15 protein-coding genes are annotated in these 19,697 nt (G+C 47.6%); 12 read left to right on the forward strand and 3 right to left on the reverse strand.

Annotation, left to right across the window (positions count from 1 at the left end):
- Positions 1–121: 121 nt before the first annotated feature.
- Complete coding sequence (locus CF168_RS09720) at positions 122–2,836, reverse strand: acetate--CoA ligase family protein (RefSeq protein WP_089067717.1); 2,715 nt, start codon at positions 2,834–2,836, stop codon at positions 122–124.
- A 253-nt stretch (positions 2,837–3,089) separates the two neighbouring features.
- Between CF168_RS09720 and CF168_RS22640 the strand changes: the two genes are divergently transcribed.
- Genes CF168_RS22640 through CF168_RS09770 form a run of 10 tightly spaced genes read left to right on the forward strand, consistent with a single transcriptional unit; the run spans position 3,090 to position 13,845 of the window.
- The gene (locus CF168_RS22640) at positions 3,090–4,235 is read left to right on the forward strand and encodes a methyl-accepting chemotaxis protein (RefSeq protein WP_089067718.1); all 1,146 of its coding nucleotides are present in this window, start codon (positions 3,090–3,092) and stop codon (positions 4,233–4,235) included.
- Positions 4,236–4,250: 15 nt separating this feature from the next.
- The gene (locus tag CF168_RS09730; protein ID WP_086904268.1) at positions 4,251–4,544 is read left to right on the forward strand and encodes an STAS domain-containing protein; all 294 of its coding nucleotides are present in this window, start codon (positions 4,251–4,253) and stop codon (positions 4,542–4,544) included.
- Positions 4,545–6,242 carry a fused response regulator/phosphatase gene (locus CF168_RS09735; RefSeq protein ID WP_089067719.1) on the forward strand — a complete coding sequence of 566 codons (1,698 nt, stop codon included), beginning with the start codon at positions 4,545–4,547 and terminating at the stop codon, positions 6,240–6,242.
- A complete protein-coding gene (locus tag CF168_RS09740) occupies positions 6,243–6,608 on the forward strand; it encodes a response regulator (protein ID WP_011626096.1) in 366 nt (121 codons plus the stop codon). It abuts the gene before it with no gap.
- Positions 6,609–6,626: 18 nt separating this feature from the next.
- Positions 6,627–8,828, forward strand: a complete 2,202-nt coding sequence (locus CF168_RS09745) for a chemotaxis protein CheA (protein ID WP_089067720.1) — start codon at positions 6,627–6,629, stop codon at positions 8,826–8,828.
- A gap of 14 nt (positions 8,829–8,842) precedes the next feature.
- Positions 8,843–9,355 carry a chemotaxis protein CheW gene (locus tag CF168_RS09750; RefSeq protein WP_011622855.1) on the forward strand — a complete coding sequence of 171 codons (513 nt, stop codon included), beginning with the start codon at positions 8,843–8,845 and terminating at the stop codon, positions 9,353–9,355.
- Positions 9,356–9,360: 5 nt separating this feature from the next.
- The gene (locus tag CF168_RS09755) at positions 9,361–11,331 is read left to right on the forward strand and encodes a methyl-accepting chemotaxis protein (protein WP_089067721.1); all 1,971 of its coding nucleotides are present in this window, start codon (positions 9,361–9,363) and stop codon (positions 11,329–11,331) included.
- Positions 11,332–12,162, forward strand: a complete 831-nt coding sequence (locus CF168_RS09760; protein WP_086904263.1) for a CheR family methyltransferase — start codon at positions 11,332–11,334, stop codon at positions 12,160–12,162. It abuts the gene before it with no gap.
- A gap of 3 nt (positions 12,163–12,165) precedes the next feature.
- Positions 12,166–12,786: a chemoreceptor glutamine deamidase CheD gene (gene cheD / locus CF168_RS09765; RefSeq protein WP_089067722.1), complete on the forward strand. Its 621-nt coding sequence runs from the start codon at positions 12,166–12,168 to the stop codon at positions 12,784–12,786.
- A gap of 3 nt (positions 12,787–12,789) precedes the next feature.
- Complete coding sequence (locus CF168_RS09770; RefSeq protein ID WP_089067723.1) at positions 12,790–13,845, forward strand: protein-glutamate methylesterase/protein-glutamine glutaminase; 1,056 nt, start codon at positions 12,790–12,792, stop codon at positions 13,843–13,845.
- A gap of 219 nt (positions 13,846–14,064) precedes the next feature.
- On the opposite strand, the gene CF168_RS09775 is transcribed toward CF168_RS09770, so the two are convergent.
- On the reverse strand, positions 14,065–15,699 hold the full coding sequence (locus CF168_RS09775) for a diguanylate cyclase (protein ID WP_089067724.1): 1,635 nt from the start codon (positions 15,697–15,699) through the stop codon (positions 14,065–14,067).
- A gap of 352 nt (positions 15,700–16,051) precedes the next feature.
- Between CF168_RS09775 and CF168_RS09780 the strand changes: the two genes are divergently transcribed.
- Complete coding sequence (locus CF168_RS09780; protein WP_089067725.1) at positions 16,052–17,206, forward strand: DUF1570 domain-containing protein; 1,155 nt, start codon at positions 16,052–16,054, stop codon at positions 17,204–17,206.
- A 111-nt stretch (positions 17,207–17,317) separates the two neighbouring features.
- Positions 17,318–17,767: an SRPBCC family protein gene (locus CF168_RS09785; RefSeq protein WP_089067726.1), complete on the forward strand. Its 450-nt coding sequence runs from the start codon at positions 17,318–17,320 to the stop codon at positions 17,765–17,767.
- Positions 17,768–17,957: 190 nt separating this feature from the next.
- On the opposite strand, the gene CF168_RS09790 is transcribed toward CF168_RS09785, so the two are convergent.
- A complete protein-coding gene (locus CF168_RS09790; protein WP_011622847.1) occupies positions 17,958–19,550 on the reverse strand; it encodes an ABC-F family ATPase in 1,593 nt (530 codons plus the stop codon).
- Positions 19,551–19,697: the final 147 nt, after the last annotated feature.

Raw genomic sequence — 19,697 nt, forward strand, 5'->3', positions numbered from 1 at the left:
TGAGCAGTAAATCGGGGTTTAGTGGGTTCAGCTAAGCGTTAACTGCATGATAAATAAAAACGCCGCATCTTTTGAGTGCGGCGTTTTTTATTGTGTCCAGCGAAACGTAGACTGCTTCGCGCTATTGACTGCTATTGGCGTTGGGCGCCTTAAGATCCATATGCATTTTGATCAAATGTTCCTCCATATCGAAGGTGACCTTAAAGCCTAAGCTCTTGGCAAGGCTGGCCATATTACGGTTTTCAAACATGGTAAAGCCGGTTAGCACTGGGGTGTCGTTGGCTTGATAGTATTTAATCAATTTTTCGAGCAGCAATTTGCCTAGCCCAATACCTTGATGATCGCCTCGCACCGCCATGGCAAATTCAGCTTCGGTATTGTCGGGATCGATAGAGGCCCTGACCGCACCTAAGGTAATGTCATCACCGTCTGGCCCCTTTGCGGTGGCGATAAACGCCATTTCGCGGGCGTAGTCGATTTGAGTTAGTACCGCCATTTCCTCGTGGGTCATCTTAGAGCGCACGCCAAAGTAGCGTTTGTATCTATCTTCATCGGAGAGGGAATTGTCGAAGGCCAAATGCTTGGGCTCATCCTCGGGCAGGATGGGGCGTAGCATGACTTTAAGGCCATTTTTAAGCTCGGCAAATTCCTCTAATTCCTTGGGATAAGGCATGATGGCAAGGCGCGAGGTGTTATCGGTATTGGCATCGTGCAGACGGATATTCACATCGAGCAGGGTGATGTTTTCCCCCGCCGCCAGCACAGGGTTAAGATCTAACGATGCTATTTCGGGGCAATCGATGATGATGTGGGAAATTTGCGTCAGCATCACGCATAGGGCGTTCATATCCAGCCCCAGGGGTAAATGCCTGTCCTTTAACTTATGGGTCTTTAAGGCTTGGATCACCATGTAGCGGGCCAGCGCCATATTGAGTGGCGGCAAGGCGACTGCGGCATCTTGAGTCGGATCCCACTCCGAGCCGCCTTCCCCTAAACAGATGGCCGGGCCGAAGACGGGATCGCTTATCACGGCGACCCGAATTTCCTGCGCGCCCGCGGTCAATGCCATCTTCTGCACTATCATGCCCTCGATAATTGCGTCGGGATTGGCCTGATGCACCCGCTGGGTAATTGCATTGGCGGCATGGCGAATATCTTCTGCCGAGGTGAGGTTAAGCATGACGCCGTGGACATCGGATTTATGCAAAATATTCGGTGATTGCACCTTGAGCGCGAGGGGATAACCCGCCTCGTTGGCAATGGCGACGGCTTCATCGGCATCTTTGACAAACCAAGTGTCGATAGTATTGAGGCCATAGGCGCGCAAAATCGGGCTGGCTTCGTGGGTTTCGAGCACCGCTTTGCCCTTGGCCTGCGCCGCTTGCAGCAGTTTTCGCGCCGTTTGGCTATCGGTTGGAATATTGTCGGGGATGGACTGCGGCACTTCCTGCAGCAGTTTTTGGTTACGACGATATTCCACCATATGCATAAAGGCACCGACCGCACCTTCGGGGGTGCGATAGGTGGAGATGCCACCTTTGGTAAAGCGTTTGCGGGCCTGATAGGCCGAGTCTTCACCGCTCCAATTGGTGAGGATATTTAAGCGGTTTTTCTTCGGATGCGCGTGGATCACTTTAATTAAGGCATCGGCAATTTCGACACTTTCGCCAAGGGCGGACGGCGAATGCAGCACTAAGATGGCGTCTAATTCTTCACAATCCATCAAGATATTAAGCGCGCTGGCGTAACGGCTGGCGTTGGCATCGCCGATAATATCAACGGGGTTTTGTTTCGACCAAGTATTGGGCAGCACGGCATCGAGTTTAGCTATGGTCTCTTGGGATAATTCCGCCAGTTTGCCACCGCGTAGGATCAGTTCATCGACGGCTAATACCGCAGGGCCGCCACCATTACTGATAATGCCTAATCGTTCGCCCTGCAATGGATTAGAATGGGCGAGACTTTCTACTGCGGCAAAAAGTTCAATCAAATCATTCACCCGCAGCATACCCGCGCGCCTAAAGGCGGCCTCATAGACGGCATCGTTGCCGCCAATCCCACCAGTATGTAACTTGGCGGCACGCACGCCTTCGGCGCTGCGGCCTGATTTAATCACTAATATGGGCTTATTGCGGGAAGCGGCGCGGGCGGCGGAGAGGAAATGGCGTTTTTCATTGACCGAATCGATATACAACATAATGGCGCTGGTACGGCTATCGCGGCCGAGGAAATCGAGTAACTCATCGAAGTTAATATCGGTGGCATCCCCAAGGGAGATAAAGGATGAGAAACCGATGCCTTTGTTGTTTGCCCAATCCAGCACTGTGGTACAAATGGCGGCAGATTGCGATACAAAGGCAATTTTACCGGGCAGGGCGCTGGCATGGGCCAAACTGGCATTGAGTCCTAGCGGCGGCAACAACATCCCCAAACTATTGGGGCCAAGAATGCGCATGCCATAGCGTTTAGCATGTTGCATGGCTAAGTCGAGTAGGCTGACACCTTCTTCATTGACTTCCTGTGCCATGCCGGAGGCCATGATAATCGCCACTTTACAGCCGAATTGGGCCAGAGTTTCGACGATGGCGGGCACGCGGCTGGCGCGGGTACAGATGACCGCTAAATCGGGCTTTATCGGCAAGGCTTCAATATTGGGATAGGCAAGTACCCCCATTACCGCGCGGTATTTTGGCGTCACGGGCATGATGGGGCCTGAAAATCCGCTCGAGAGCAGGTTTTTCATCAGCACATTACCGGCACGTTTCTCGCTATTGGAGGCGCCAATAATCGCTACGGATGTGGGTTTAAATAAGGAGTGTAATGTACGTTGACTCATAAATGATCCCATCCCAGTCGAAGACATCGCCAGTGTAACCTAGCCTGTGGTGGCTGCACAGCTAAGTTTATGTATCCACTAGACAAGTCTCTACATTAATCAGTCATTCGCCTGACTGCAGACCGAATGCCTGTATAGCGTAACCATTTTGCGCATGCCGTTCTGATTTTAGTGAAAAAAGTCGATTAGTTGTTTGAAAACCCCTGAATATGAAACTACTTTTTAATCACAAATCAATAATTGCGAAGTCTCTATGACATACAAGGATGGCATTGTTGCAGTGTTTGCTGCAGTAATAGGATATTTCATCGGCAGCCTAGTCAGTTTTATGCTGAGTACCTTAGTCGCCGTGATCATTATGCTTGCTTGGCAGTTTTATCGACAATCTTCAGTGTCTCAACCCATCTCCCATGCCTATGCCACATCTGGTACTCGCGCCGATTGGCAAGACCAACTGACGCTGTATCAAGAAGTGTCTGTGTCACTAAAAACCTGTGAGCAGAGTATCGATGATGTGCTGTCGGTGCTGTCGGTGCAGTCGGATGCGGTCGAGCTATTGGGCGGCGCCTTTGATGGCCTAGGTAAGTTAATGCACGAGCAAAGCGAGTTTATTTCAGCACTGGTGCATAGCACTGATGATGAAGAGATTTTCCATTCTGAGCAGATGAAGCTATTTGCTAATAACACCTCGACCACGCTGGATCGATTTATTCAATCGACCATTGAGATGTCAGCTTCTAATATCGATTTGCTCGAGAAAGTGAATGTGATTTATGAAGCCATGCCGCAGGCGATGAAGGCATTGAAGGATATCGACCAAATCTCTTCGCAAACCAATTTACTGGCATTGAACGCGGCAATTGAGGCCGCCCGTGCAGGGGATGCGGGTAGGGGCTTTGCCGTGGTGGCCGATGAGGTGCGCGCCCTCTCTAATCGCAGTGCTGGTTTTAGTGAAAGCATTCAAAAACAGCTACATACAATTCAAGTACAAATCGAACAGTTAACCCATCAAGTGAGTAAAGTCGCCGCTCAGGATATGTCTTACATTATCGAGGCGAAAAAAGATCTCGATACGGCGCTAGAACAAATCATTGTAAAAGCAGAAAAAGACGCTGTGGTCATTGACCGCATCGACGCCTCCGCCCACGAATTAGAGAGTGCCATTGCCGACACGATTCGTGGCTTACAATTTAGCGATATCACCTCGCAAAGTTTAATTTATACCAATCAGAGTTTGCAGCACTTGCGTGAATCTTTAAATCGGGTCACGGCAATGTCGCCCGAAGAATTCGATGAGCAGTGTGATGGTCTAGTTTCACAGATCAGTGGTCGGCGTACCAACACCCATAATCCAGTGTCCGCAAGTCAAATCAGTTGTGGTGAGATTGAGCTTTTCTAAACAGGGAAGATTGTGATGGCTAATATTTTTTATATCTCTTTGCCAGAACGTTTTGATTTTTATCATCATAAAAAATTCACCAGCGATTATCAAAAGGCCTTTCTCGAAGAGGACATTAAGCACTTAGTGCTGGATTTTAGCCGCGTGCTCTACATTGATAGCTCGGCACTGGGGATGATGGTGTTACTGCATCGTAAGGCGCTTGAGCGTCAGATCAGCACGGCGATTCGGGGACTGCATGGGCAAGCGGAAGAAATTATAACGATTGCCAATATGGGACGTTTGTATCTTGTTGAACGGGATGTGTAAGTGCCTAAAAGCCAACGTTATATTCTGGTCATTGATGATGACTTAGTCACAAACCAAATTATTACGGCGTTTATTCACAGTAAAGGTTGGGGGGTGATTACTTGCTGTAATCTGGAGGAAGCAAACGAGGAAATTAATCAGCAAAATATTGAGCTTATTTTATTAGACTATTATTTGCCCGATGGTACCGCCCTGACTTTATTAGAAAGACTGCGATACCGAGAATCGCCCGTGCCGGTAATTGTTATCAGCGCGGATAATGAATATCAAAAAATAATATCCTGCTTTCGTTTAGGGGCCTTGGATTTTATTATTAAACCGATTAACTTAGAACTATTCTGGCATAAAGTTGAAGGGTTATTAGCGCATTTTTCCTTAGAGAAACAAGTTAAGCAACAACGCTCAATATTAGAAAAAATGCTGTATCAAAAGGCCCGTGAAGAACAAATGGCAAGGCATTTATTTGAGCATCTTGTTAATATTCGTAATGTCAGTTTTGATTTCGTCAAATCCTTTACCCAAGCAAGTGCTAATTTTAGCGGCGATATTATTCTTAATACCGTTGGTCCCAACGGAAACTTCTTCTTAATTATTGCGGATTCTACCGGCCATGGATTAAGTGCGGCTATGCCGATTTTACGGGTGGCCAATACCTTCAGGGCCATGGTAGCGAAAGGCTTTAATCTCGTCAGTTTGATTTATGAACTTAATGCCAACGTGTATGAAGACAGCCCCGGCGATCGTTTTGTGGCGGCCGTGGTCTTAGAGATAGATTTCTTTAAAAATCAAATCAATCTCTGGAATGGCGGCATGCCGGACGCATTGCTTTATCAAGATGAATTGGAGAGCGATTCGGCTTATGCCGAGCATGAGCACATACAGAAATACCGCTCTAAAAATATGGCTCTAGGCATTTTGTCGCCCAGTGCGTTTATCGCGAATATTGCTTCGTTTCCCATTCCGCGGACGGGGCGGATCTGTTTACTCAGTGACGGATTAATTGAGCAACAGAGTAAAGGCGGCACATTTTTTGGCATGGACGGCGTGATTTCGTTGCTGAGTTTTTATGGTCGCGATTTAACTGAATACCTAAGAACAAAACTCAAAACCATTTTTGAACACGAGATCACCGATGATATTGCGGTGTGTGTACTCGATTTCGAGTTATTACATAACTGGTATCGAGAACGAGAACATAAATCGAGTCAAATTTGTATGAAAGGCGAGTTTACTTGGGCCATAAAAATGATGGGCGCCATGTTATTAAATGCCGACTATTTAAATTCACTGAATCAGTTTTTGAATATTTTTGGGTTTTCTACTACGTTTAGTCAGAGGGTATTTACTGTTGTTTCTGAGTTAGTTACTAACGCAGTCGACCATGGTGTACTCAAGTTAGACTCTCGTCTTAAAAATGATCCTGAACGTTTTGAGTTATACCACAGTATACGTGAAAGCAGCATCGACAAGCTTAAGGCTGAAGATTGGGTCAAGGTTGAGCTGGAATGGCATGCACAACTCAGTGAACTCAGGATCACTGTATCCGACAGTGGTGATGGGTATGTGCCGAAGGAGCAGGAGGAAATCGCAGATTGGTTTCAAATTTCGGGTCGTGGTCTTTTATTGGTTAAATCCCTCTCTAAGAGCTATGAGTTAGTGGCTCCAGGAAATAAAACTAAAGTCATAATGGAATGGTAAATGAGCAAAAAAATATTAATTGTTGATGACTCGGCCGCGATCAGACAGATGGTTGAGGCGACGTTAAAGTCGGCAAATTATCAAGTCGTGCTCGCAAAAGATGGTCGTGAAGCCCTAGATTTATGTGGCGGACAACGATTCGATTTTATTTTGACGGATCAAAATATGCCCCGTATGGACGGTTTGACGCTCATTAAATCCCTCAGAGCCATGACGGCGTTTATGCGCACGCCCATCGTCATGCTGACCACCGAAGCTGGTGAAGATATGAAGGCGCAAGGTCGAGCCGCTGGCGCTACGGGATGGATGGTCAAGCCCTTTGACCCGCAGAAGCTATTAGCTATCACAGCCAAAGTGCTGGGCTAACCTAGGTCGGGGTGTGCTATGTCCATTAATATGGCAGAGTTCCATCAGGTTTTTTTTGAAGAAAGCCACGAACATCTTGAAAATATGGAGCAATTGCTCCTTGCATTAGATTTAGACGCCCCCGATCCCGAAGAGTTAAATACCATTTTCCGCGCTGCCCATTCGATTAAAGGGGGCAGTGGCATCTTTGGTTTTACTGCGCTCACCAGCGTGACCCACGTAATGGAGAATTTGCTCGATAAAACCCGAAAGGGCACGTTTGAGCTTTCTTCTTCTGTCATTGATCTTTTGCTTCGTACCGTCGATACCCTTTCACATATTTTAAACCTCTATCGGGAAGAGGAACCTATCGATTGGCAACAGGTGGAATTTGCCAAAAACCAGCTGGTGGCGGCCTTAAATGGTGAACCCTTTTCCACTCAAACCGCCAATGCTGCAAATGGTTTGAGTGCCGCAAATCCCAATACCAATAACCAGAGCGAAGATAACCCCTTACAAGCTGTGGTCACGCCAAGCGTGGTTAGTCAATCAGTAGACGATAGCTTCGGTTTTTTTGAGGATGAAGTGGAGCTAGGGTTAGTCGATGAAACGGAACATTTCGGCTTTTTTGACGAGGCCTATACCGCAAAGGAAATCCGCGCCGAGGATATTCACGCATCTACCGCAGCTGAGCTGAGTTCGACGCTGCAAGAACAGGCGGCTGCTGATCTGGCTGCCAATCACGTTGCTGTTGTTAGCGACGATGCGCTAGATGATGAATTAGGCTACGGCTTTTTTGAATCATTAACGCCCGAAACATTCGCCACTGAAATTGATGCATTAACTTCAACATCGGTAAAAGAGAAGTCCATCACCAATCAGGCGTCTGCGCCACGAGCAGAAGCGGACACTGCAAAGTCGCAGTCGACTCGAACCAAAAAGCCCGCACAAGAAGTCAGTAAACAGCCCGCTAAACCGGCAGCTAAAGCCGAGGCAATGCCGCAATCTTTTACTTCAACCATAGGCGCTGCATCCGGCAGTAGTAGTCAACCCGCAGCGAAAAAGGCCAGTGCCGCCAGCCAAGATGCCACGTTGAGGGTAGAAACCTCAAAGATAGATACTCTAGTTAATCTTGCGGGTGAATTGGTGATCACCCAATCCATGCTCACCCTTATCGGTAATGAGCTGGGCGGCGAATTAGGTGAGCGGCTAAAAACCGCGCTTAATGAGTTAGAACGCAATACCCGGGAGATGCAGGAAGCTGTGATGTCGGTGCGCATGTTACCCGTGTCGTTCGTGTTTAACCGTTTTCATCGACTGGTGCGGGATTTATCGGATCAGCTTGGCAAAAATGTCAGTCTGGTGATTGAGGGCGGCAACACTGAAATTGATAAGGGGATGATTGAAAAGTTAGTCGATCCGCTCACCCACCTTGTTCGTAACAGTCTTGACCATGGTATTGAAAAACCAGAAAAAAGACTTGCAGCAGGCAAAAGTGAAGCCGGTGTCTTGTCGCTTAAAGCCAGTCAGCGCGGCGGCAGTATAGTGATCGCAGTGCACGATGATGGCGGCGGGTTAAACCGCGAGCGCATTTTACAAAAAGCCCGGGAAAATGGCATGGCACTGCCCGAGAACATGACAGACAAACAAGTGTGGCAATTGATCTTTGCTGCGGGGTTCTCAACGGCGGCTGAGGTTACCGATGTCTCGGGGCGTGGCGTGGGTATGGATGTGGTACGCAAGAATATTGAGGCCTTAGGTGGTCGGATTGATATTGATTCCGTTGCGGGTCAGGGCGCGACCTTCGAAATCCAACTTCCCCTTACCTTAGCCATTGTCGATGGCATGAGTGTCAGCGTAGGCAATCAAATTTATATCTTACCTTTAGTACACATTATCGAATCGATACAACCGCAAACTGAGCAGCTTAAATTTTTGGCCAAAGAGCGGTTACTCAAGGTGCGGGAAGAATATTTACCCCTGCTAAACCTCTATCAATTAATGGAAATCGAACCCCAAGCCAAGACGCCAGAAGCCGGCATAGTGGTCTTGCTAGAAAGCAATAATAAACGCTTTGGTCTGTGTGTCGATGCTCTCGTCGGGCAGCAACAAGTGGTGATCAAGAGCCTTGAAAAGCACTATCGGCGGATCCCCGGTGTATCGGGAGCGACCATTATGGGCGATGGCAGCGTGGCCTTGATCCTCGATGTTGAATCACTTGCACTGCATATCAAAAATTAACTAAGGATGTCGCAATGGATAACCGCACGAACACGGTGAGTAAGCAGGAGTACAGCGTCCACGATGAGGTCGAGTTTTTAAGTTTTGTGCTGGGTGAAGAACACTATGCGCTCGACATTATGTCGGTGAAGGAGATCCGTGGGTATGAACCTGTCACCAAAATCGCCAATGCGCCGAGTTTTATCAAAGGTGTACTGAATCTTAGGGGCGATATCGTACCTATTGTCGATTTAAGGATGAAGTTTGCTGTGGGCAGTGCGACCTACAATGAGTTCACCATCGTCATTATGTTGAATGTGTTTGACCGTATCGTCGGGATTGTCGTCGATGCGGTGTCGGATGTGATTAAACTCGCCGCCGAAGAAATTCTACCCGCCCCCGAATTTGGGGTGGCCTTCGATAGCCGTTACCTCAAGGGGCTGGCAACGGTAGAAGACAAGATGATCATTTTGGTAAATATACAGGCTCTGATCAGCAGTGATGAGCTGGGTCTAATTGATGCAAATAGTCTGTCTGATCAGGAGTAATCATAATGGGTATTTTCAATGTGTTTGGAAATGAAGAGGCGCGCCAGCAAAAGGAAGAGGAGCTGCAACGCTATTTCCAATTATTAGATAACAGCGGCAACAGCTTTATGATCGCCGACAGCAACCGCAATATTATCTACGCCAATAAAGCGGTATTGAATATGTTATCCGAGGCTGAGGCGGACATTCGCAAAGAGCTGCCGCAGTTCTCTGTGGCCAAGGTGGTGGGCAGTAATATCGATATTTTCCATAAAAATCCGGCCCATCAACGCAATATGCTCGAGCGTCTTACCCAATCCCATACGGCGCAAATCACCATAGGAAAGCGGACTTTTAAGCTGATCCTGACGCCCATTATCACCCGCGAGAATAAACACTTAGGTACGGGGGTTGAGTGGATTGATAGAACGGAGAGCATAGAGTCCGAGCGGGCGACGCAGCGCATTTTAGAGGCGCTGAATAATACCAGTACCAATGTGATGATCGCCGATGCCAACCGCACCATCATCTATATGAACCGCTCGGTGGAATCGATGCTGCGCCAATCAGAGAATGAGATCAGGCAAGCGCTGCCGCATTTCTCCGTCGATAAAATTCTTGGCAGCTCTATGGATATTTTCCATAAGAATCCAGCCCATCAAGCCAGTCTGTTAGACAAGCTCGACCGTAAATATGAATCGCAAATCAAAGTGGCCAGTTGTCACTTCCGCTTAACCGCCAGCCCGATTATTTCCAAAACGGGTGAGCGGTTAGGTTCTGTTGTCGAATGGCTCGACCGCACGGTCGAAGTGCAAATCGAGCAGGAAATCTCGCGGATCGTCAATGCGGCAGCGGCGGGGGATTTCTCCCAACGGGCTGAGACGCAAGGTAAGCAGGGCTTCTTTTTGATGCTGGCGAACAGCCTCAATGCCTTGATTGAGACCTCGGATCGCGGTCTACAGGATGTGGCGCGGGTGTTGATGGCGCTCGCCGAAGGCGATTTAACCACGCGTATCTATAACGATTACGAAGGCACCTTTAATGATTTGAAAAACTATTCAAATCAAACCGCTGAAAAGCTCTCTTACATGATAAGAGACATTCAAAAAGCCGCCGATACCATCAATACCGCCTCTTCAGAAATCGCTCAGGGCAATGCTGATCTGTCGAGCCGCACCGAGGAGCAAGCATCGAGTCTTGAACAAACTTCGGCGAGTATGGAAGAACTGACAGGCACAGTGAAGCTAAATGCCGACAACGCCAGCCAGGCCAATGCACTTGCCTCTAAGGCCGCCGATGTCGCCGTCGATGGGGGCGAACTTATCCAGCAAGTGGTGCAAACCATGGCATCGATTAACGAATCGGCACGCAAGATTGCCGATATTATCGGTGTTATTGATGGCATAGCCTTCCAAACCAATATCTTAGCGCTAAATGCGGCGGTAGAAGCGGCCAGAGCTGGCGAGCAAGGTCGTGGATTTGCGGTGGTGGCCTCAGAGGTGAGAAGTTTGGCTCAACGTTCGGCCAACGCTGCCAAGGACATTAAAGCCTTGATCTCCGACTCTGTGACCAAAATCGAAAGCGGTAACAGTTTAGTCGGCAAATCCGGCGACACCATGAAAGAAATCGTCATCGCCATTAAACGGGTGAACGACATCATGGCCGAAATTGCTTCAGCCTCGAATGAGCAGGCGATCGGTATCGATGAGATCAGTAAAGCCGTAGTGCAAATGGATGAAATGACGCAGCAAAACGCGGCCTTAGTGGAAGAAGCCGCCGCCGCAGCCGAAAGCATGCAATCGCAGGCGCAGCAGTTAGCGGACAGTGTGGCCAACTTTACCGTGGACGAAGACACCACACCTGCGCCAAAACCCGTGGCGAGCCACAAGAAGTTAGCGGTTAAACCGCCATCGACTGTGACTCGCATGCCCGTTAAACCTAAGGCGATGGCGCCAAAGGTCAATAAAGCCGACCAAGATGAATGGGAAGATTTTTGATTGAGCGAACATCAACCTCTAGGGAAAGAGTTTGTTTTTACGGCGGCGCACTTTAATACGGTGAAAACCCGGCTGTACCAATTTGCCGGCATTAAGTTAGCCGACAGTAAAGACGCCATGGTGTATAGCCGTTTAGTCCGGCGGATAAGGGCGCTCAAGTTAGCGGGATTTACCGCGTATTTTGAGTATTTGCAGGCGCACGAGAGTGAACATCAGGAGTTTATTAATGCGCTAACCACTAATCAGACGGCGTTCTTTCGCGAGCCCCATCACTTTGAGATCTTAAAACAATATTTGCAGGCCCATCCGCACACCAAAAGGATCTGGTGTGCGGCCAGTAGCACGGGGGAGGAGCCTTACTCCATTGCTATGGTGGTCGCGGAGCATTTCGGCCGCTTCAACACCCCCATCGAAATCATTGCTTCGGATATCGACAGCGGCGTACTGAAAAAGGCGCAACTGGGCATCTATCCTATCGAGCGTATCGAGGCGGTAAGTGCCGAGCGCAAGAAGGCGTTTTTTCAACGGGGGCGCGGGGCACAACAAGGCAATGTGCGCGTGGTGCCTGAGCTCAAACAGATGCTGCAGTTCACCCGGCTCAACTTGGTTGATGAGTTTTGGTCAATCAAGACGCCAATCGATGTGATTTTTTGTCGAAATGTGATGATTTATTTCGATAAAACTACGCAGGAAAGTATCCTTAAACACATGATGCTTTCCCTTGCCGATGATGGACTCTACATCGCAGGCCATTCGGAGAACTTTAATATGTTCCCCCAGATCATTAAGCCAGTGGGCCAGACAACCTACAAGGCGGTAAAGGGAGCTTGATGAGTGCCAAAGCCGAATATTGAATACCCCGTTATCGAGCCGAATCGCTATTATGACCATCATTTTGGCTGTGATGCGGTCAAAATTTTGCCGGGAGAGTTTTTCGCCACCCGCGACCAAACCATGATAGTCACAGTGCTAGGCTCATGTGTGTCCGTTTGCCTCTCCGATCCCGATTTAAAAATTGGTGGAATGAATCATTTTTTATTACCGAGTGATAATGGCAGCAATTCGGGGATCTTAACCGATTCAGCCCGTTACGGTGTGTACGCCATGGAGTTGCTGATCAACGAGCTGCTCAAACTCGGTGCGCGGCGCCGTGCCTTGGTCGCTAAAGTGTTCGGGGGCGGAAATATGCTCAATGGGATCACCGCCCATAATATCGGTGAGCGCAATGCGGAGTTTGTACTCGAATATTTGCAGATGGAACAAATCCCTATCTTGGCCGCAGACTTACTCGATTATTATCCTCGAAAAGTGTATTTTTTTCCGGCGACAGGTTTAGTAAAAGTTAGAAAAATCAGAACAATGCATAATAGCACCATTATGGACAGGGAAAGTGAGTATCGCCTAAGGATCAGGAATTTGCCGAGTGGCGGAGATGTGGAACTCTTTGGTGACTAAGACATGACGATAAAAGTACTGGTGGTTGATGATTCGGCATTGATCCGTAACTTATTGGGCAAGATGATCGAAGCCGATAGCGAACTTTCCCTAGTTGGCATGGCCGCCGATGCCTACATGGCCAAGGATATGGTGAATCAGTATCGCCCCGATGTGATCACTTTAGATATTGAAATGCCTAAAGTGGATGGCTTGACCTTTTTAGACCGCTTAATGAAGGCTAGACCCACGGTGGTGGTGATGATTTCATCCTTAACCGAAGAAGGCGCCGATGCTACATTTAACGCGCTCGCCCTCGGGGCGGTGGATTTTATCCCTAAGCCGAAATTAGATTCCCCCCAGGATTTTAATGAATACCAAGATTTAATTTTAGAGAAAATTAAATCGGCCGCCCACGCTAAACTGAAAACCCAACGAGCAGCTCCTACCGTCGTGGTGCAACCTAGCCATAAACCCGCGCTGAGCAACCGAGTAATCAACACCCAATTGGTGGCAATTGGCGCCTCCACTGGCGGTACCGAAGCCATTTTGTCGCTGTTACAGCAGTTTCCGGCGGTAATGCCACCGATTGTGATCACTCAACATATGCCACCGGGCTTTACTCGCACTTTTGCTGAGCGGCTAAATAAACTCACCCGATTGAATGTCAAACAGGCCGAAGATGGTGAACGTTTGCTGCCCTGTTATGTGTATATTGCGCCGGGGGATCAACACTTAGAAGTGATTAAGGTCGGCGGCAGTTTTAAGACCCGCTTGACCCAGAGCGACAAGGTGAGTGGCCATAGGCCGTCGGTCGATGTGCTATTTAACTCGGTTGCCGAGTGTGCGGGAGCCAATACCACTGCGGCGATCCTAACTGGCATGGGCAAAGATGGCGCCGATGGGATGGCGTTAATCGATGAACAGGGCGGTAAAACCTTTGCACAGGGAGAGCAGAGCTGTGTGGTGTTCGGCATGCCAAGGGAAGCGATCAAACGCGGCGTTATCCATCATGTCGTCGAACTACCGCAACTGGCGGATAAGATGCTCAATTATTTAGCCTCGCTTAAGCGAGACTAAAGCACTGACAACGTCTGTTAAGGTTGCAGGACTAGCGCGTCGATGCACTTTGTTCTTATCAATCGCAAACAAAGGCAAATTACGCGCTATCTTGTCATTCCACACAACAATCTTATTTGTACGCATAAATTTCGTTACTCATGCAAATCACCGCGAAGGTCACTTCTTAACGCCCTAACATAACGAGATTATCGCCAGAGCATATCGCGTGAGTCGGGTTTATTTTATTAAGGTAGTGATTAAACGATTGCGCCCAGTACGTTTTGCCTCATACAGATTTTTATCCGCCAGCAATAAACAGTCTTGAAACTCGCTGCATTCGGTCGAAAAGGCTAAGCCCCCGCTTAAGGTGACTTTAAATTCGGCGCCTTCTTCGACAAACACAATATGGCTAAAGCTCTCGCGAATAGCATTAAGCTTGGCAATGGCTAAGGGCGCGGGGAGATCGGGCAAGACCAACATAAATTCTTCGCCGCCGTAACGACCCATAAAATCCACGGGGCGCAGGGATTGCTGCAACAGATGGGCAAAGGCCAACAGCACTTTGTCACCGCCAGAATGCCCATAGGTATCATTCACTTGCTTAAAGTGATCTAAGTCCAGCATGGCAATGCACACCGAAGAGTTGATGCGTTTGGCGAGGTTAAAACAGCGGCGGGCGGCAACGAGGATCTGGGTGTGATTGAGCAGGCCCGTTAAGCTATCGCGGCTGGCGGAGCTTCGAATATCATGGCCACGCTGGGCGCGGGAAATCACTTGCGTCACAAACAGACTTGGCGCGGTTTGTTTTGAGATTAAATCGTCGGAACCCGCCTGAATGATGCTGACCTTGTTCTGCATAGTGTCGTCGGAACTGAGCACTAGGATAGGGCTTGAGCTGTATTTATCTAATTGGCGGATCATTTTTGCCAGCTCTAAACCATTCACATCGGGCATATACAAATCGAAAATAAACAGATCTGGCTCAAATTGCTCTAGGGTTGGCAGTACTTGTTCGGGTTTGGTCATACCTTTGACCATCAGTCCATGACTGCGAAGCAGACTGGAAAAATAATCGACCATGGATTGCTGATCGTCCACCAGCAAAATTTTAAGCGGCTGTTTTTCTGACATTTTGAGCCACTGGTGGATCTTGCGTACCAGTAGGGTGGTTTCGGCGGGTTTAACAAAATACTCACTGACATTGGCACGGATGGCCAGTAGTCGCATCTCAAAATCACCGCGGGAAGAGAGAACAAATACACGGGTATTGTGTTTCTCAAACTCGGTCGCCGCAGTAAATAAGGCTTCTTCGGTATAATCGGGCAAGATGAGATCTAATAAAATCAAATCGAAGGGCGAGGTCTTTTGGATATCGAGGAAGTCGGTGAAATTTAAAAAGTGCTGCACATTAAAGCCAAATTCATGCAGCTGCTTCGTTATCATCGCCCCGACATTGTTGTCATCCTCAATAATCGCAATTCGATATTCGTGCCGTGCTTTTGTCGGCTTATAGGGACTGTGCTGCATTTGCGCTTCAACCACTGGGGCCGCTGGCTCACCACGGAGGTTATTTTGCAGTAATTGGTGGAAGAGGGTATCTAAGCTTTTGATCACATTCAGCGCTGGGGCGGGCGAATCGAGTAAATTTTTTAACAGCAGCTCAAGCTTATCGACAATCTCTTTGGTGTCGGTCAAGCCAAAAGTTTCGCAGGAGCCTTTTAAGTTATGGACTTCACGGTAGACCGCCGACAGCATATGGCTCTGCCAGTTTTTCCGAAGCGAGATCCACAGGGTGATAATTTGTTTCTTCTTATCGGGTAGTGCATGTAAGTACTGACGTTTTAGTTGTTCTAAGGATTCTTCAAGACTCATAGGCTATCACCACCATCAGAATTTATAGGATAAGCTGGTGCACTGCTGGCGCGTATGCAATACCTCATAAGTATTAGTCGGCACAATTAGTGGGATTTTCTGCTTATTCGATACCCTAAGAGTGTAAACCAAGGTTGAGAAAATGCGGCAAAACAAGCCTTTTCTGGTGGATATTTTGTTTAGTCTTAAGTGAATACTATAGTGTTGTGTATTTTGATGTAGTAGCTTGCTAACTGATCAAATAACGTCTTGTTTCAAGGCATCTTGGCATTCAACTTTTGAGAATTGAAGACAAGTTTTATGTGTTCACTCGACAGTTTAATCGTAATTGAATCTTAAGGGAGTGTTGGCAATGGAAAGCCGCACAAAGCGTATTTTTGTAACGTTATTTTCAATGGCCATTATTGCTTTGCTAGTCGATTATTTTCACTATCAAGGTCGATGGAGCCGAATTGAGGCCAGTCATCTATTGGCAGACATTCTGGAGCCCATTCACCGCAATTGTTCTGTGAATCAATGGGATTGGTGCAGTGCATCAGCAGAGATCTCTCCCACAATGAGTCAAACAACATCTCGGAATGTGGATAATGAGTCACATCAGATGGATTATGGTGGATGTGATGACTTAGTTATAAAACAAGCGGAAGAGGCCCAGCAAAGTAGAGGAATATATACTTGGGTTGATGAAAAAGGGCTGACACATTTCTCCGATAGTAGCCATGCAATTAAGGATAGTCAGCTGACACATTACACCGAGCCTCAATATAGTTTTGAGTTGAAGATAGATTCATTGGCCACAAGTCCTCCACCATTTTTTCGAGATCGCCTCAGCGCAACGATTAAAGACATTGATAGTATTTACCGAAAATACTTACCCAAACGCCAACTTCATCCCGTTAAGGTCAACTTAATGTTGGCTGGAAACCTGTCGGCTTATAACAAATTAAAGGCAATGTATGCTTCGCAAGTAGGAGCAAGCCAAGGATTTTACTCCGGTCAACATAATCTGGCAGCCGTATGGCATCGTGAAGACTCGCAAGCATTTAGAACCGCAATCCATGAGAGTGTTCATGTGATGAACGCCGGACAATTTGGTAGTACGCCTCGCTGGTTAAATGAAGGACTTGCAGAGTACTTTGAATCTTCAGAATTCTTAGAGACCGTTGAGTTAAATACTCGCTATGAATCAATTATTAACAATAACACTCGGAACAAGTCGAATATGATTTTTGTGGATGATAAAGCTCCTTTATCGATGGGACTTGTTGAACTTCTTACTTCAGAACAAGATTGGCAAGGACAGAAGCAAGATGCCCTCTATCAACATTCTCACAGCTTTGTTCGCTTTCTGTTTCAGCATAAAAATGGCAAACAGTTATTAAGGAAATTATTTGAGCACCTTAGTGCTCAGCGTTGTGAAAATAAGAATGTTGACGACATACTCGCTTCCTATCCTGGCGGGCTCAATCAATTGAATCGAGATTGGCTGGGGTGGAGGCAACGATAGATAGAGGATTTTGACTATAGAAATTAACCGAGCAACTATAATTTTGTCTTCGTTCTGGTTAAATACTGAGAGCAGACACGATGCTTCAAGGTCATTTTAAAGGATAAGGATATGTCAGATAACACAGGTACAGTGAAGTTACATAGAGTGCTACGTGCGCCCGCGGCGTTAGTCTACAAGGCGTTTACCGATAAAGCGGCCCTAGAGCGTTGGTTACCGCCTTGCGGCTTTGTGGGAACGATTCATGAGTTTGAATTAGCCGTTGGGTCAGGGTATTCCATGAGTTTTACCCAATTTGCGACCGGACACAGTCACTCCTTTAAGGTGATCTATACCGAGCTTATCCCCAACACACTTATTCGCCATACCGACCAATTTGATGATGAACATCTGCCTGGGGTGATGCAGGTGACTATCGCGTTAACCGAGGTGTCCTGTGGTACCAGTTTGCAGATCACTCAGGAGGGTATTCCTGCCGTGATCCCAGAGGAAATGTGTTACTTAGGTTGGCAGGAATCATTAACGCAACTTGCGGCTTTGGTGGAAGCGAAGACGGAATAAGGCTGTCAGTCACTGGGTGCTATAAAATGGTAATGTGAGAGGGTGATAAAAAAGACGCTTATCTCGAGTAGAGTGAAGCGTCTTTTTATTAGGTAACTTTATTGGGTAACTCTATTAGGCAATTTTGTAGGGCAACTTTATAGGCTAATGGATAAAGCCTTTTAAAAAGGCTTATCGCACAGCAGCAGGATTATGCACTGGCAAGGTTTGCCAGATACTCATCAAAGGTCCCTTGGAAGTTGACCAATTTTCTATCCCGAATATCGATAATGCGGGTCGCTAACGAGGACACGAATTCGCGGTCGTGACTGACAAAAATCAATGTGCCTTCAAAATCTTTGAGGGCATTATTTAAGGATTCAATCGCTTCCATATCCATATGGTTAGTCGGTTCATCCATAATGATGACGTTGATATCTTGCATCATTAACTTGCCGAAAATTAAACGGTTTTTCTCGCCGCCTGAGCAGTTTTTCGCTTTTTTGTTAGCATCATCTTCGGTAAACAGCAAACGACCTAACATGGCTCGCACCATTAAATCGTTGTGTTTTGGCTGACGCCATTGGTCCATCCATTCAATAATAGTCAAATCATTATCGAAGTCGCTGGTGCTGTCCTGTGGGCAGTAACCTATGGAAGCGTTCTCGGACCACTTAATCACGCCTTGATTATGGATTAACTCATTGACTAAACAGCGTAATAGAGTCGTTTTACCTACGCCGTTCTCGCCGATAATCGCAAGCTTTGCACCGGCTTCGAGGATTAAATCGCCGCCTTCGAATAATAATTCGCCATCAAAACCGTGGGCGAGGTTCTCAAGCACCAATGCCTGACGGTGCATCTTTTTGCCCGGCGCGAAGCGAATCGATGGCGCGATACGGCTGGAGGATTTCACCTCATCCAGCTTAATTTTGTCCATGCGCTTGGCGCGTGAACTGGCGAGTTTTGCCTTAGAGGCGTTAGCCCCAAAGCGGTTAACGAAGTCCTGTAGTTCTTCAATCTCGGCGCTCTTCTTGGCGTTGCTCGACAGCAGTTGTTCGCGCTGTAAGGCCGATTGCTCGAGGAAATATTCGTAGTTGCCGGGATAAATCCGCAGTTCACCGTAATCGATATCCGCCATATGGGTACAGACAGCATTTAAGAAGTGTCTGTCGTGGGAAATAATGATCATGGTGCATTTGCGCTTATTCAGCTCAGTTTCGAGCCAACTGATGGTGTGAATATCCAAGTTGTTGGTGGGCTCGTCGAGCAGCAGAATATCGGGGTTAGCAAACAGGGCTTGGGCTAACAGTACACGCAGTTTCCAACCGGGGGCGACCTGTGACATAGGGCCATAATGGAAGGATTCTTCAATCCCGGCTTCAATCAGAATTTCGCCAGCGCGGCTCTCGGCGCTGTAGCCGTCCATTTCGGCGAATTCACTCTCGAGATCGCCCACACGCATGCCGTCTTCTTCGGTCATATCGGGTTTGGCATAAATCGCGTCACGCTCTTGCTTGATTTTCCACAGCTGGGTATCGCCCATGATCACCGCATCGATAACTGTGTATTGCTCGAAGGCGAATTGATCTTGGCTTAGGGTGCCGACCTTTAACCCCGGCGTGATAGACACGTTGCCTGAGGTTGGGGCGAGGGCGCCACTTAAGATCTTCATAAAAGTCGATTTGCCGCAGCCGTTTGCGCCAATCAAACCATAACGGTTGCCGTTGCCAAATTTTGCCGAGATATTTTCAAATAATGGCTCTGGGCCGAATTGCATGGTGATATTTGCGGTAGAGATCAAGGGTATGTCCTAGGAAAAAGTCGTTAATAACGGCTTAAAAAGCTGACAACCGCAAAGGATTGCAATATCGAGCTAGTTATTGGCCACATATTTGGGCGCGGAGTATAGCGATTTCAGGCTCAAGATGCGAGTTTCAAGCATAAAGGT

This window comes from Shewanella bicestrii (assembly GCF_002216875.1).
Classification (GTDB): domain Bacteria; phylum Pseudomonadota; class Gammaproteobacteria; order Enterobacterales; family Shewanellaceae; genus Shewanella; species Shewanella seohaensis.